Source organism: Promicromonospora xylanilytica (genome assembly GCF_054782895.1).
In genome coordinates this window covers 72,681-86,259 of sequence record NZ_BAAGRP010000070.1, presented here as the reverse complement: position 1 = coordinate 86,259, position 13,579 = coordinate 72,681, and the positions used below count along the sequence as shown (strand labels likewise).

The 13,579-nt window shown below is 71.4% G+C and carries 13 protein-coding genes; 7 read left to right on the top strand and 6 right to left on the bottom strand.

Annotated elements, in window-relative coordinates:
* Positions 1-50: 50 nt before the first annotated feature.
* The gene (locus tag ACYVK7_RS20895) at positions 51-428 is read right to left on the bottom strand and encodes a MerR family transcriptional regulator (RefSeq protein WP_460889639.1); all 378 of its coding nucleotides are present in this window, start codon (positions 426-428) and stop codon (positions 51-53) included.
* Positions 429-504: 76 nt separating this feature from the next.
* Between ACYVK7_RS20895 and ACYVK7_RS20890 the strand changes: the two genes are divergently transcribed.
* Positions 505-1,233 (top strand): SDR family oxidoreductase, encoded by a 729-nt coding sequence (locus ACYVK7_RS20890; protein WP_460889638.1) that lies wholly within the window; start codon positions 505-507, stop codon positions 1,231-1,233.
* 52 nt (positions 1,234-1,285) lie between these two features.
* On the opposite strand, the gene ACYVK7_RS20885 is transcribed toward ACYVK7_RS20890, so the two are convergent.
* The 4 genes from ACYVK7_RS20885 to ACYVK7_RS20870 all read right to left on the bottom strand — a co-directional run bounded on the left by ACYVK7_RS20885 (position 1,286) and on the right by ACYVK7_RS20870 (position 5,745).
* Positions 1,286-1,888, bottom strand: a complete 603-nt coding sequence (locus ACYVK7_RS20885) for a class I SAM-dependent methyltransferase (protein WP_460889637.1) — start codon at positions 1,886-1,888, stop codon at positions 1,286-1,288.
* Between the two features lie 46 nt (positions 1,889-1,934).
* Positions 1,935-2,588, bottom strand: coding sequence for a class I SAM-dependent methyltransferase (locus ACYVK7_RS20880; RefSeq protein ID WP_460889636.1), 654 nt, complete (start codon positions 2,586-2,588; stop codon positions 1,935-1,937).
* Positions 2,589-2,722: 134 nt separating this feature from the next.
* Positions 2,723-4,495 (bottom strand): ricin-type beta-trefoil lectin domain protein, encoded by a 1,773-nt coding sequence (locus ACYVK7_RS20875; RefSeq protein ID WP_460889635.1) that lies wholly within the window; start codon positions 4,493-4,495, stop codon positions 2,723-2,725.
* 209 nt (positions 4,496-4,704) lie between these two features.
* A complete protein-coding gene (locus tag ACYVK7_RS20870) occupies positions 4,705-5,745 on the bottom strand; it encodes a LacI family DNA-binding transcriptional regulator (protein WP_460889634.1) in 1,041 nt (346 codons plus the stop codon).
* A gap of 123 nt (positions 5,746-5,868) precedes the next feature.
* On the opposite strand from ACYVK7_RS20870, the gene ACYVK7_RS20865 reads away from it, so the two are divergent.
* From ACYVK7_RS20865 to ACYVK7_RS20850, 4 genes are read left to right on the top strand one after another with little or no spacing between them, the layout of a single operon-like run.
* A complete protein-coding gene (locus ACYVK7_RS20865) occupies positions 5,869-7,263 on the top strand; it encodes an ABC transporter substrate-binding protein (protein WP_460889633.1) in 1,395 nt (464 codons plus the stop codon).
* Complete coding sequence (locus tag ACYVK7_RS20860; protein ID WP_460889632.1) at positions 7,260-8,183, top strand: carbohydrate ABC transporter permease; 924 nt, start codon at positions 7,260-7,262, stop codon at positions 8,181-8,183. The genes ACYVK7_RS20865 and ACYVK7_RS20860 overlap by 4 nt, the downstream gene beginning before the upstream one ends.
* A gap of 1 nt (position 8,184) precedes the next feature.
* Complete coding sequence (locus ACYVK7_RS20855) at positions 8,185-9,093, top strand: carbohydrate ABC transporter permease (RefSeq protein WP_460889631.1); 909 nt, start codon at positions 8,185-8,187, stop codon at positions 9,091-9,093.
* Positions 9,094-9,120: 27 nt separating this feature from the next.
* Positions 9,121-11,226 (top strand): glycoside hydrolase family 2 protein, encoded by a 2,106-nt coding sequence (locus ACYVK7_RS20850; protein WP_460889630.1) that lies wholly within the window; start codon positions 9,121-9,123, stop codon positions 11,224-11,226.
* A gap of 21 nt (positions 11,227-11,247) precedes the next feature.
* On the opposite strand, the gene ACYVK7_RS20845 is transcribed toward ACYVK7_RS20850, so the two are convergent.
* Positions 11,248-11,937, bottom strand: a complete 690-nt coding sequence (locus tag ACYVK7_RS20845; RefSeq protein WP_460889629.1) for an SDR family NAD(P)-dependent oxidoreductase — start codon at positions 11,935-11,937, stop codon at positions 11,248-11,250.
* A gap of 140 nt (positions 11,938-12,077) precedes the next feature.
* Between ACYVK7_RS20845 and ACYVK7_RS20840 the strand changes: the two genes are divergently transcribed.
* Together ACYVK7_RS20840 and ACYVK7_RS20835 are read left to right on the top strand one after the other, a co-directional pair.
* Positions 12,078-12,956, top strand: coding sequence for a helix-turn-helix domain-containing protein (locus tag ACYVK7_RS20840; protein ID WP_460889628.1), 879 nt, complete (start codon positions 12,078-12,080; stop codon positions 12,954-12,956).
* A 58-nt stretch (positions 12,957-13,014) separates the two neighbouring features.
* Positions 13,015-13,578, top strand: coding sequence for a hypothetical protein (locus ACYVK7_RS20835; protein WP_460889627.1), 564 nt, complete (start codon positions 13,015-13,017; stop codon positions 13,576-13,578).
* Position 13,579: the final 1 nt, after the last annotated feature.

Sequence of the window (13,579 nt, the reverse complement as noted above, 5' to 3'; positions counted from 1 at the left end):
GACGCGCCTGCTGCCACGCCGGGTGGCAGCGGGCGCACGGCCACGTGCGGTTACGGGTGGGTGGCGCTGATCGCGATGACCTCGTCGAGCCGGTCCAGGGCCGCCTGGAGGTCGTCGACCCGGGCCTGGATGCGGTCGCGCTCGGCACGCAGCATGGCGCGCTGGTCGGCGTCGGTGCGCCCGGCGTCCCAGCACGGCAGGAGCTCGGCGATGCGCCGGCTGCTCAGGCCGGCGGCGTACATCTGCTGGAAGAACCGGACCCGGGCGACGGCGTCCTGCCGGTAGAGGCGCTGGCCCGACGGGCTGCGCTCCGCCGTGAGCAGGCCCTGCTGCTCGTAGTAGCGCACGGCGCGTACCGAGACGCCGGCCTCCCGCGCGACCTCGCCGATGCGGACCAGCCGCTCGGTCCGTGCCTCCGTGACGGTCATGGTGACCCCTCTCACTCCTCGCCCCGACGACCAGGGCTTGCCTCTGACGTCAGCGTCAGGTTTTAGCGTACCGGGCATGGACATCAACGACTCTGTCGCCCTCGTCACCGGAGCCAACCGCGGCCTGGGCCGCGCCATCGCGCAGCGCCTGCTCGAACGGGGCGCTCGCAAGGTCTACGCGACCGCCCGCCGCCCGGAGGCCGTGGACCTGCCCGGCGTGGAGGTGCTCGCCCTCGACATCACCGACCCCGGGTCCGTCCGGGCGGCGGCCGCCGCAGCCCCTGACGTCACGCTGCTGGTCAACAACGCCGGGATCACGACGGGCACCGGGCTGGTGACCGGCTCGCTCGACACCCTGCGCCTGGAGCTGGAGACCAACCTGTTCGGCGGCCTCGCGATGATCCGGGAGCTCGCGCCGGCCCTCGCCGGGAACGGGGGAGGGGCGATCGTGAACATCCTCTCCGCCATGTCGTGGTTCCCGGTCGGCGCCGGCAACAGCTATCACCTGACCAAGGGCGCGGCGTGGGCCATGACCAACGGCGTGCGCATGGAGCTCGCCGAGCAGGGCACGCTCGTGACCGGAGTGCACCTGGGCCTCGCCGACACGGACATGGCGGCCAGCTGGCAGGTCGACAAGATCGCGCCGGCGGACCTGGCCGACGCCGTGCTCGACGGCGTCGAGGAGGGCTCCACCGAGGTGCTCGCCGACCAGTGGAGCCGGGACGTCAAGTCCCGGCTGACGCTGACGCCCGCCGAGCTCAACGCCGAGATGGGCCGAGCACTGGCGGGGCTCGCGAGCGCCTGACCCGCCGCGGCCGGCCGTCGTCGCGGGCCGGTCGACGGCGACCGGCCCGCTCCTACGGCAGGCGCCGGGCGCGCAGCACGGTGTCGTGGACGTGGTGCGTGCCCTCGGGCGGGGCGGTGGTGCGCAGCCGGCTCTCGTCGACCTCGACCGTCCAGCCGTCGTCGAGGAGCCGTGCGACGTCCCCGGGCGCGTAGTAGTCGGCCGGGTCGAAGTCCGGGTGCCGGTGCGCCGCGTGGTCGGACAGGTCGTGGCCGCCGACGAGCAGGGTGCCGCCCGGGGCCACCGCCGCCAGGATTCTCCGCAGCGCCGCGTCGCCCGGCCGGACGGGGAGCGGGAAGTACTGCAGCGAGACCAGGTCGTACGGGCCGTCGGGCGGCGGGGCGGTGGTGAGGTCGGCCCGGGTCCAGGTCACATGCCCGGCGACGTCGGCACCCGCGGCGGCGGCGCGGTCGAGTGCCACCTGGGAGATGTCGACGGCGGTGACCCGCCATCCACGCCGGGCCAGCCAGAGTGCGTCGCCGCCCTCCCCGCAGCCGACGTCGAGCGCGTGGCCCGGGGTCAGTCCGGCGGCCTCGGTGACGAGCACGCCGTTGGGGTTTCCGCTGAAGAGCTGGTCCTTGCTGCGGTACCGGTCGTCCCAGTGCTGCGCGTCCACGTGTCCTCGTCTCGTCGGGCGGATGGTCCGTGCCCATGGTGCGAGTTCAGGTCGACCTGAGGTCAAGCGGACCGCCGGGTCCGGGCTTCCGGGCGGCGAGCCGCTCGACGATCCCCTTCGTGAACCGGTCGTGCCGTTCGATGTCGAGCCCCGCGGCCGCCACGTGCAGGACGGGACGGCGCCGGAAGTACTCGTTCTGGACGCGCACGCTGTACACCTCGGCGACCGCTTGGAGCGCACGGATCACGGGCGACGTGCTGACCACGTGGTCGGCGAGCAGCAGCAGCCCACCCGGCCGCAGCACGCGGACCATCTCGTCGACGGCGCCGCGGTCGTCCGGCACGGCACACAGACCGAAGGTGCAGACCACCGTGTCGAACGAGGCGTCGTCGAACTCGAGGTGCTGGGCGTCGCCGGCCCTGAGGTCGACCTCGCGCCCCAGTGCGGCGGCCCGTTCGCGGGCCGCGGCGAGCATGGCAGGGCTGAGGTCCATCCCGGTCAGCGTCACCCGCTCGGGGTACAGGCCGAGGTTCAGGCCGGTGCCGACGGCGACCTCCAGCACCCGGCCGTCGGCCTGGCGGCACACCCACTCGCGGGTGTCGCCGAACAGCCGCTCCGCACGGTTCATCGTCTTGTCGTAGCTGCCGGACTGCCGGTCCCAGTGGCGGCGGATCCGGTCAAGGTTCGGTGTTCTCGGCATGGTTCCCCGTTCGCGGGTCGGCGTCGCGGATGACGTCACGGTAGCGCTCTCCGCGTGCCCGGCCCCGGGTGCGCCTGCGCCGACGCTGACGCCCGTCGTCCTGCAGAAGCGTCAGCGCCGGCGCAAGATGCCGCTTATCGCGGGACGCGCCACTCCTGGGTCCAGAGCCCGTTGCAGTCGTAGATCTGCAGGTCGGTCCCGTCGGCGGTGTTGCCCTGGGGGACGTCGAGGCAGCGTCCGGACTGCGGGTTGAACAGCGACCCGTCCGCGCGCGAGTCCCACTGCTGAGCTCCGGAGCCGTTGCACTCCCAGAGCTGGACCTTGGTGTGGTTGGCGGTTCCGTTGGCGTCGACGTCGAGGCACTTGCCGAACGCGCGGACAGTCCCGTCCGCTCCCATGGACCAGGTTTGGCCCGTGGCCGTGCCGCAGGTCCACAGCTGGGCGGCATTGCCGTTGGCCGCGGTGTTCGTGTCGACGTCGAGGCATGTGCCGCCGGGGGCACCGATCGGTCCCGTGGGCCCGGGTAGCGAGCCGATCCCGAACCGCACCTCGCACTGGTTGCCGGTGCCGAGCCAGGTGGCGGCGAGGTACAGGTAGCTGGTGCCGTCCTCACGCGGGATCGCCGGCGTCGAGTAGCCGGGGCACGACGGTACGCCAGTGGCGTAGCCGCCGGTCGGGTTCACGGTGACCGGGGTGGCCGCCTCGGTCCAGGTGCCTGTGCCGAGCGCGGTGTTGGCGAACAGTACGGTCCCCGACTCCTCCAGGACCGTCTTGTTCCCTGTCGGCCCCGCGACGACGCGCTGCCCGGACAGCAGGACCGTCCCGTTCGGGCCGCCGCCGGGGACCCAGGAGATGTACGGCGTGTGCAGCAGCTCGCGTTCGTCGGACGTGCGGACGAGCGTTCCCGCCTCGCCCGCCGGGCCCCAGTTCACGCCGTCGGCGCTCCGTTTCACGTAGACCTCGCAGGCGTGGTCGGGGTTGGTGGCGTCCCGGCACATCTCGTACGCCATCAGATGGTCGCCGTTGGGTAGTGAGGCGAACGTCTGCATGCCCGGACGGCGCAGGTCGTCGGCCGGGAAGGAGACGTCGACAGTCATGGTCGAGCCCCACGTGCGGCCGCCGTCGGACGACGTGTAGTGGCCGATGACCTGGTTGTTCGTAGGGCTGTTCGCCGGACGCTCGTCCGAGATGAAGCAGGCGAGGCGGTCGTCCTCGGTGACCATGAAGACCGGCTCCCAGATGCCGTGCCCCCAGGTGTCGGGCTGACCGGAGGTCTGCGTGCAGTTCGACAGGTACTGCCAGGTCGACCCGCGGTCGGTGGACCGGAAGACCTCGACCTTCTGCGTGCTGTAGTCGCCGACCCGCCACGCGGTGCCGGCTGCCAGGATGTCGCCCGCCGCGAGACCCGGGACGTCGCGCGGGACCTCGTAGAGCGCCGGTGCCTCGAGGTCCCAGCCGGCCGTGTTCGAGGTGATGGTGGACGCCGGTGCCCACGACGCCCCGCCGTTCGTGCTCCGGTAGACGGGCAGAGACGTGGGCGAGCCGGTGCCGCCGCGCGCGAACGTGGCGAGCATCGTCTGGTCGGCGCTCTGGTCGTGGTCGAGCCGGATGGCGCGCGGGTAGCCGGCGGTCCCGTTCGGGTGCTGGCTCAGGTCGGGGCTGTAGAGCACGCTGCCGGGGGCCGCTGCCTGGGTGACGTCGGCTGCTGTGGCCGTGGCCGTGGCCGTGGTTGCGGCTTCGGGCGCAGTGGCCGACGGCGTCGCGGACGCCGCGCCGGGTGCCGCCATCGTGCTCGCGGGCGCCCCGACCAGGGCGAACGCCGCCGCCAGCGCAGCAGTCAGTGCGGCCGATCTCCGCGGGGCGAGGTGTCGGGGTCTGGTGGTTCGGGATCTGATGGTTCGCGACATGGTGCAGGACCTCTCTGTCGTGCAGGTGATGCCCGAGGTGGTGCGCGACGTCCGTTTGCGGACGTTGCAAAACCACACCCTGGCGCATCTGTGCACACGTTGCAAGGGTCAGGGGCGAAAGCAGTCAGGCCCGATGGGACTCGCTGACTTCGGTCGGTTGCTCTGAGATCGGTCAATCAACCGACCGATCTCAGAGCAACTGACCGAAGTCATGCGTGCGCGTGCGCCGTACGCTCCTGGTCGACCGCCGTGCTCTCCCGCTGCACCAGGGTGTGCGGTGCCGTGACCTCGATCGCCGGGGTGTCGGGGTCGCTGATCCGCTCGGCGATCCGGCCCACCGCCTGCCGGGCGATGAACGGGGTGTCGAGGGACACCGTCGAGAGGCTCGGGTGGGTGTACTTGCCCTCCTCGATGTCGTCCACGCCGATCACGGCCACGTCGTCGGGCACGCTGCGGCCGGCGTCGAAGACGGCGCGCATGGCGCCCATGGCGAGCAGGTCGGAGTAGCAGAAGATCGCGTCGGGCGGCTCGGGGAGGGCGAGCAGCGCGGTGGCGGCGTCGTACCCTGCAGCGCGCCGGTAGTGTGCCGCCGGTCGAAGCAGCTCCCGGTCCGCGGTCAGGCCGGCCTCACGTAGCGCGCGCTCGTACCCGAGCGTGCGCTGCCGCGGGGTGGTGTAGTCCTCGTCGGGCTGTGTGCCGATCGCCGCGATGCGGCTGCGGCCGCTGGCGATCAGGTGGCTGGTGGCGTCATGCGCGGCCTGCACGTTGTCGATGGCGACGTGGTCGTAGCGGCCGTCGAAGTCGTGCTCGCCGAGCAGCACGAGCGGCATCGACCGGCTGGGCTCCATCTGTGCCAGCTCCCCGGGTGTGACCAGGGGGCTGAACAAGACGCCGTCGAACAGCATGGTGCGGTCTGCCCCGGTCAGCAGTCGGCGCTCGCGCTCGTGGTCGTGCCCGGTCTGGTCGACCATCACGCGGTAGCCGAGCTCGGCTGCCGCGTCGATCACCTCGCGGGCGAGCTCCGCGAAGTACGGCACGTCGATCTCGGGGACCACGAGAGCGAGCACGCCGGTGCGGCCGGTGCGCAGAGTGCGCGCCACGGGGTTGGGTCGGTAGTCGAGCTCCTCGATCGCCGCCTGCACGCGCTGTCGGGTGCGCTCGCTGACGTGCGTGTAGCCGGCGACGACGTTCGACACGGTGCGTACCGAGACCTGGGCCTTCTCTGCTACGTCGCGCAGTGTGATCGGCACGCGATCCCCTTTCGTCCTGTGTGAACAAGGATAGGCCTTGCAACGTGCGCAAAGCAGCGCTAGTTTGCACACGTTGAAAAGATCGCGTCGCGACATGCGCCGCGCATGCACAAGGGAGTGCTCATGCACCCGAACCTGAATACCCGAACGACGGGCGGCGCCTGCCGCCGCACCGCCGCGACCGCCGCCGGCGCCCTGACCCTGGCGATCGCGCTGGCCGCCTGCGGCCCGTCCATCACGAGCGGCGAGCCCGGGAGTCCCGAGGCGGCCTCCGTCGACCGGCTCCAAGCGCCCGCCGAGGAGTCGCCGCAGGGCGAGATCACCATCTGGGACCGCTCCGGCGACCTGTTCAACGTCTTCGACGCCGTGATCGACGACTTCAACGAGGTCTACCCGGACATCACCGTGCACCACGAGGCGGTCGACATCGACGCCAAGCTGCAGAACACCCTCATCACCGGCACCGACGTACCCGACGGCGTGTTCCTCGACGACGCCAAGGTGGCGGGCTTCGCCGACTACCTGTGGGACCTCGGCGACGTGCTGGCGCCCTATACCGAGGACATCGCCCCACAGAAGATCGACGTCAACTCGTCCGACGGCGCCATCCACGGTGTGCCGTTCGACCTCGACCCCGGTCTGCTGTTCTACAACGAGAAGGCGCTCACCGAAGTCGGCGTCGACGCCACGACGATCGAGACCTACGACGACCTGCTGGAGGCGGCCCGCGCCTACCAGGAGGAGGTCCCCGGCTCGAAGCCGATCCACCTGGAGCAGAGCGCGTTCCTCGGTCAGCTCCAGCTCGAGATGTACGCCGGCCAGCTCGGCACCAGCATCGCCGACGAGGACGGCGAGCTCCGCCTCGACTCCGACGAGTACCGCCAGGTGCTCGGCTGGCTCGACACCGTGAACCAGGAGGGCCTCGGCACCCGTGCCGAGTACCTGTCGCCGAGCGACGTGGGCGCCCTGGAGTCCGGTGACCAGGTCTTCTACCCGTGGGCGATCTGGTTCAGCTTCGCCCCCGAGCAGCAGCTCACCGAGACCAGCGGCGACTGGCGCGCCATGCCGCTGCCCGCGTGGGAGGAGGGCGGCGCTCGCTCCGGCGCCATGGGCGGTTCGTCGTTCGTGCTGCCGAAGGACGGCGAGAACGCTGACCTCGCGTGGCTGTTCTACGAGTTCCTCATGTTCCACGAGGACGGCTACGAGGCCGTGTGGGGTGAGAACGACACCTACCCGAACGGTCTGGCCACCTCGATCCCGGCGTACGGTCCGGCGGCCGACCCGGCGAACCCATTGTTCGGCCCCGTCGAGGGCCTCGGCGGGCAGGATCTGTGGACGACGGCCGTCGGCGCCGGTCAGGAGATTCCAGGGGGTGTGCCCGCACCTGCGTGGTGGGCCGGCGCCGTCGACTATCTCGGAACGAACGTCCAGCGGATGTACGACGGTGACATGACACCTGACGAGGTCATCGAGCGGTCGACCGCCGACATCCAGACGAACCTCGTCGACCGCCAGTGAGCGCGCTCGTCGCCGCCGAGCGCGCCCAGGGTCGCGGCACGGGCCGTGCCCTGCTGCGGCCCTGGCTGCCCCGGAAGGTGGCGCCGTACCTGTTCGTCCTGCCGTTCGTCGCCCTGTTCGTGGCCTTCAGCGTCTACCCGATGCTCTTCACGCTCCGCCTGAGCTTCACCGACTGGCGCGGTTCGGGCGCGGCGCAGTGGGTCGGCTGGGACAACTACACCTACCTGCTCGGCAACGAGATGTTCTGGGGCTCGTTGGGCAATTCGGCGGCGCTCTGGCTGATGATCGTCCCGGTCCAGGTGGTGGTCGCTCTGCTCGTCGCGGTGCTGCTGAACAGCGCCAAGATCCGCCTGCGGTCGTTCTACCGGATCGCCTTCCTCGTCCCGTTCGTGACGCCGCTCGTGGCCGTCGCGCAGATCTGGGTGGTGGTCTTCGACCAGGACTACGGCGCGGTGAACAGCTTGCTGAACGTCGTCGGGCTGCCCGACGTCGGCTGGCTCACCACGAGCGCGTTCGCCAAGCCCACGCTGGCCCTGCTGTTCTTGTGGAAGACCACCGGCTTCATCGTGATCATCCTGCTGTCGGGACTGCAGTCGATCGACGCGAGCGTGTACGAGGCCGCGTCGATCGACGGCGCGTCCCGCGCGCGCCAGCTCCGCAGCATCACCGTCCCGCTGGTGCGCCGCACCCTGATGTTCTCCGTGGTGCTGCAGACGCTGGCCGTGTTCCAGATGTTCGCGGAACCGTTCGTCGTGACCGACGGCGGACCGTACAACTCGACGACCACCGCCGGCCTGCACCTGTACGAGCACATCACCCGTGGCGACCTGGGCACCGGGGCGGCGAACTCGTTCCTGCTCGTGATCGTGGTGATGGGGCTGTCACTGGTGTTCGTCCGACTCCTGCGGACAGAGGACTGACATGACCACCCGCACCGCACGTCCGGCCCCGCTCCGGCGAGCCCCGCTCCGGCCGGCCACCACCAGGACGCTGCCGGCCGCGCTCGGCTCGCAGGCCTTCCTGCTCCTGCTCGCGCTGGCCTTCCTCGCGCCCGTCGTCTGGGCCCTGGTCTCGGCCTTCAAACCGGCCACGCAGATCATCAGTGACCCCCTGGGGCTGGACCTGACGGCGCTGACCCTCGACAACTACCGGCGGATGTTCGCCGACGTGCCGATCGGCCAGGGGTTCCTCAACACCGCCGTCGTGCTGGTCGTCAAGGGCGCCATCACTCTCTTCTGCGCGCCGCTGGCCGCCTACGCCTTCGCCAAGTACCGGTTCCCCGGCCGCGACCTGCTGTTCGGCACTGTGCTGATCACCCTGATGCTGCCCACCATCGTGCTCATCATCCCGCTGCTCCTGGAGATGAAGGCGCTGGGCTGGGTCAACACCTACCAGGCGCTGGTCCTGCCCGGCGCCGTCGACGCCTTCGCCATCTTCTGGATGCGGCAGGTGATCGCGGAGGTGCCGGACGAGCTGCTCGACGCGGCGCGGGTCGACGGTGCGGGGGAGTTCGGCATCTTCACGAGGATCGTGCTGCCCGTGATCCGGCCTGCGCTGGCCGGGCTGGCAGTCCTGACCGTCATGAACATCTACAACGACTTCGTGTGGCCGGTGGTGGTGGCCAGCTCGGACCGGATGGCCACGCTGCAGGTGGTCCTCTCCACGCTCGCCCAGAACATCACCGGCAACCGCGTCGGGGCTGACTACGCGACGGTGACCGGCGAGCTGCTCGCCGCCGCGTCGATAGCCCTCGTCCCGCTCCTGCTCGTCTTCGTCGTACTCCAGCGGCACTTCATCAACGGCATCCTCGCCGGAAGCGTCAAGGGCTGACGCCCGCACTCCTCGAAAGGCTCACACATGACATCGGCCCGTACGCGCCCCGAGCACCCCGGCCCCACGCACCCCAGCCCCGAGTACCCCCGCCCCGACCTCGACCGGTCCGACCGCTGGACCAGCCTGGACGGCGTCTGGGAGCTCGATGCGCCCGGCGGCACGGTACCGATCATCGTCCCGTTCGCCTGGGAGACCCCCGCGTCCGGCGTCGGGCGCACCTGGCTGGAGCACGCCACCTACCGGCGTCGGCTCACCGTGCCTGCGGGCTGGTCCGGCGCGCGGCCCGTGCTCTGCTTCGGCGCGGTGCACCACCGTGCCGTCGTCCGGGTCGACGGCACGGTCGTCGCCGAGCACGTCGGCGGGTCCACGTCGTTCGAGGTGGATCTCGACGGGGTGCTGGCGCCCGGCATGACAGGCATGCTGGAGGTCGATGTGGACGCGCCCGCGGACAAACGGAGCATCCCGCACGGCAAGCAGCGCTCGATCCCGCGCGACGACTACGACGGCGTCTCTTTCACGCCCACCTCCGGTATCTGGCAGCCCGTGTGGCTCGAGGCGCGTGGCCGCACCCACGCAGCGCGGGTCGCGCTGCGTGGCGACTCGCTGACCGGCTTCGACGTGACGGTCGACGTCGCCGGCGACGCGCCGGCGGGCGCGCTGGTGACGGTCGAGGTCACCGCCGGCTCGGCGGCCGGGGAGCGCATCGACCTGGTCGCGGACGGCGACGGCGTCGCGACCGGACGGGTCCGGATCGCCGATCCGCGACTGTGGAGCCCTGCCGACCCGCACCTCTACGTCGTGACGGTCACGTCTCGGGCGGCGGGCGCCGGAGCGCCGGCCGAGCCCGACCGGGTGGCCGTCACCGGCGGGCTGCGCCGGCTCGACCGCCGAGGTGAGCACCTGTACCTCAACGACGAGCGCCTCTACGTGCGGGGCGTGCTCGACCAGGGCTATTGGCCCGAGACCGGGCTGACCGCCCCGGACGTCGACACGCTGCTGGCTGACCTGCGGCACGCGCGCGACCTCGGCTACAACCTGGTCCGCAAGCACATCAAGCTGGAGGACCCGCGGTGGCTCCACCATGCCGACCGCACGGGCATGCTGGTCTGGGCCGAACCGCCGGCGCCCAGCCGGTTCAGCACCGAGGCCGCGGCGGCGTTCGAGGCGCAGATCCCGCCCATGGTGGAGCGGGACGGCAACCACCCGAGCATCGTGATCTGGGGCCTCTACAACGAGGAGTGGGGCCTGGACTGGGACATCCCCGGCAGTGCGGACCGTTCGGCTGCGGCAGTGCGCGCCTACGACACCCTGCGTGCCCTGGACGACTCGCGCCCGGTCGTTGAGAACTCGGGCTGGGCGCACGTGCGAACCGACCTCGTCGACTGGCACTACTACGACGAGGACCCGGCGGCGTGGGCGGCCAACGTCGCTGCCCTGGCCGACGGTGCGCGGGAGGACTTCCCGGTCAAGCTCGCCCCCGACTTCGTGGCGCGCAAGTCGCTGTACGGGTCCGCGGACCACCCGCGCGCCGGTGTCCCCGTCCTGAACAGCGAGTACGGCGCGGGGTTCACCAGCCTCGAGCGGGCCTGGCACCTGCGCTGGCAGACGCAGGAGCTGCGCCGGCACGACCGGTTCGCTGGTTACGTCTACACCGAGCTGGCCGACGTCGAGCACGAGATGGCCGGGCTGCTGGACGTCGACCGCCGCCCCAAGGACCGCGGCGGCCTCGACCCGCGCGACGTCAACGCCGAGACGGTTCTCGTCGTCGACCTGGTGCCCGCGCACGCGGGTGCCGACATCGCGGTACCCGCGGGCGACCTCGCCCTCGACGTCCACGTCTCGCACCACGGCCCCAGCGTGGTGCGCGGACAGGTCCGGGCCGCTTGGGTGCCCGCGGGCACCCCGTTCGGCGAGGCCGACGCTCCACGGAGCCTGTCGTCGGAGACCGTCGAGGCGAAGCCGTTCGAGCTCAGCCCGGCCGTCCGCGTCACGGTGCCGTCGCCCGGGCCGGTGCCGTCCGCCCGGCTCCACCTCTGGCTCACGGACGACGACGGCGTGGTGCGGGCGCGGACGTTCGTCGATGCGGCGCCGATCGAGGAGCCCAACCGGCGTGGGGTGCGCTGGTCCTGACACCACGTCACGACCCGGCACCTACCAGGGCAGCGTCCCGTTCTCGTCCTGGAAGGTGCCGGTCGGGCCGTCGGGACCGAGCGTCGCCAGGCCGACGACGACGCGGGCGCTCTCCTCCGGCGTCCTGCCGTCGATGCCGAAGGCCGCCGTCATGTCCGTGGCGGTGGTGCCCGGCTCCAGGGCGTTGAACCTGATGCCCGGCTGCGCCTTCGCGTACTGGAGCGTCAGCATGGTGGCCGCTGCCTTGGATGCCGCGTAGAGCGGGATCGACAGGCCGGACTCCGGCCGGTCGGGGTTGGTGACGGCCCAGAACGACCCGACGCTGCTGGAGACGGTCACCACGTTCGGGTTCGAGGACTCGCGCAGGAGGGGGAGTGCGGCCTCCGTGACCCGCACGATCCCCACGGCGTTGGTGTCGAACGCCCGCAGGGCCGTCGGCCCGTCCAGGGGGCCGTCCGTAAGGATGCCCGCGTTGTGCACCAGGACGTCGAGCCGGCCCTCGGCCGACCGGATGGTCGCCAGGGCGCTGTGCACCGACGCGTCGTCGGTCACGTCGAGCTGCACGAACCGGGCGCCGAGCTCGGCCGCCGCCTTCTCGCCCCGCTCGACGTCCCGCGCGCCGATGTAGACGACGTGCCCCAGCGCCAGGAGCTGCCTGGCGGTCTCGTAGCCGATGCCCTTGTTGGCTCCGGTGATCAGTGCGGTGGTCATGGGTCTCCTTCTCGAAATATGTGGCTCGGGCGAGCCGTTGACGACGCTATGCACGCGTACCGCACCGGACCAGGGCCCTCTCGAGACAGGGGTGTGGCAGGCCCCCCGCTGTCCGCCGCGCAGAACGAGAGGCGCACCGCATGAGCGACTCGACCAACGCCCTCGGCGCGTACCTGCGGGCCCGGCGCGAGCTCGTGACACCGCAGCAGGCGGGGATCCCGGACAGCGGTGTGCGGCGGGTGCCCGGGCTCCGGCGGGAGGAGGTGGCGATGCTCGCGGGCATCAGTGCCGACTACTACCTGCGGCTGGAGCGGGGCCGCGACCGCAACCCGTCCGGGCAGGTGCTCGACGCGCTCGCTCGCGTGCTCCGGCTCGACGACGACCACGTGGCGCACCTGCGGACGCTGGTCGCGGAGGCGCCACCGCAGCGCAAGCGCCGGCCGGGCGACGAGGCACCGCCCGCCGGGGCCCTCAAGCTCCTGGACGCGCTGGTCCAGCCCGCCTTCATCGAGGGGCCGTACTTCGACGTCGTCGCGTCGAACGCCCTGGCCAGGGCCCTCTCCCCGCGCCTCGTCCCCGGACGGAACCAGCTCAGGGACCTCTTCCTGGACCCGGACGAGCAGGACCTCTACCCGGACTGGAAGGACGTCACCGAGTGCTTCGTCGCGAACCTGCGGCAGGCCGTCGGCAAGGACGTCGACGACCCCCGGTTCGTCGAGCTCGCTCAGGAGCTGTCCCAGGCCAGCCCCCGGTTCCGTCAGCTCTGGGCGCGCCACGAGGTCAGGGGGCAGCGCGGCACGCCGATGCGGCTCGACCACCCGCAGGTCGGCGAGCTGACCGTCAACCGGGAGCGGCTCGAGATCAGCGGAGCCGACGGCCTGATGCTCGTCGTGCTCCATCCGGACGCGGGGTCCAGCGACGCCGACAAGCTCGCTCTCCTGGCCTCGGCAGGCCTGCCCACCTCGGACAGGACCGGTCGTACCGCGCAGAACCGGGCGGTCACCGCCAGGTCAGCGTGATGCCGGCGCCGGAAAACTGGTGTCCCCACAGGCCACTTCCAGGGGCGATACTGGGTGGGTGACTACGTCCAGCGAGACCCCTGCAGTGGCAGGAGCAGAGATCCCGGTAGAGCTACTCTTCCGGGTCCCCTACGGCAAGGTCCTGCACGGCAGGGACTGCCAGCACCTGTCCGAGGATCGACTGGCCGCCCTGCAGCCCGCGACCGAGCTCGACAAGCAGAAGTTCAAGGTCTGCAAGACCTGCCTCGTGGCGCTCGCGGGAGCGGGCCCCGACGACTTCGACAGCTTCGAGGCCGCGCTCGAGGCGCTGCCGATCCCGATGGCGCACCGGCCGGCCATGCGTGAGATCGCCGAGGGGCTCGACAAGACCCGCATCTGGATCCCGTCGTCCCGCTCGTACGTGGCGGTGTCGCCCGGTGCCGGGCACGACGCGTCCGCGTTCTTCAACAAGGGCTTCGTCGACGTGCAGCAGGACGGCGGCGGGTACAAGCGCGTCCTGATGGCCGGGTTCTCGGGAACGCAGACCAACTCCTTCGCGCACGCGCCCGACGCCGCCCCGGCGAGCTGCCCCGGCTGCTACATGCAGCTGCCCGCGACCGGCCGGTGCGACGCCTGCGACTGAC

Excerpts from the sequence above, each read along its gene's own strand:
- ACYVK7_RS20895 (WP_460889639.1), bottom strand. The coding sequence starts at position 428 with ATGACCGTCACGGAGGCACGGACCGAGCGGCTGGTCCGCATCGGCGAG.
- ACYVK7_RS20890 (WP_460889638.1), top strand. The coding sequence starts at position 505 with ATGGACATCAACGACTCTGTCGCCCTCGTCACCGGAGCCAACCGCGGC.
- ACYVK7_RS20880 (WP_460889636.1), bottom strand. The coding sequence starts at position 2,588 with ATGCCGAGAACACCGAACCTTGACCGGATCCGCCGCCACTGGGACCGG.
- ACYVK7_RS20875 (WP_460889635.1), bottom strand. The coding sequence starts at position 4,495 with ATGTCGCGAACCATCAGATCCCGAACCACCAGACCCCGACACCTCGCC.
- ACYVK7_RS20865 (WP_460889633.1), top strand. The coding sequence starts at position 5,869 with ATGCACCCGAACCTGAATACCCGAACGACGGGCGGCGCCTGCCGCCGC.
- ACYVK7_RS20855 (WP_460889631.1), top strand. The coding sequence starts at position 8,185 with ATGACCACCCGCACCGCACGTCCGGCCCCGCTCCGGCGAGCCCCGCTC.
- ACYVK7_RS20850 (WP_460889630.1), top strand. The coding sequence starts at position 9,121 with ATGACATCGGCCCGTACGCGCCCCGAGCACCCCGGCCCCACGCACCCC.
- ACYVK7_RS20845 (WP_460889629.1), bottom strand. The coding sequence starts at position 11,937 with ATGACCACCGCACTGATCACCGGAGCCAACAAGGGCATCGGCTACGAG.
- ACYVK7_RS20840 (WP_460889628.1), top strand. The coding sequence starts at position 12,078 with ATGAGCGACTCGACCAACGCCCTCGGCGCGTACCTGCGGGCCCGGCGC.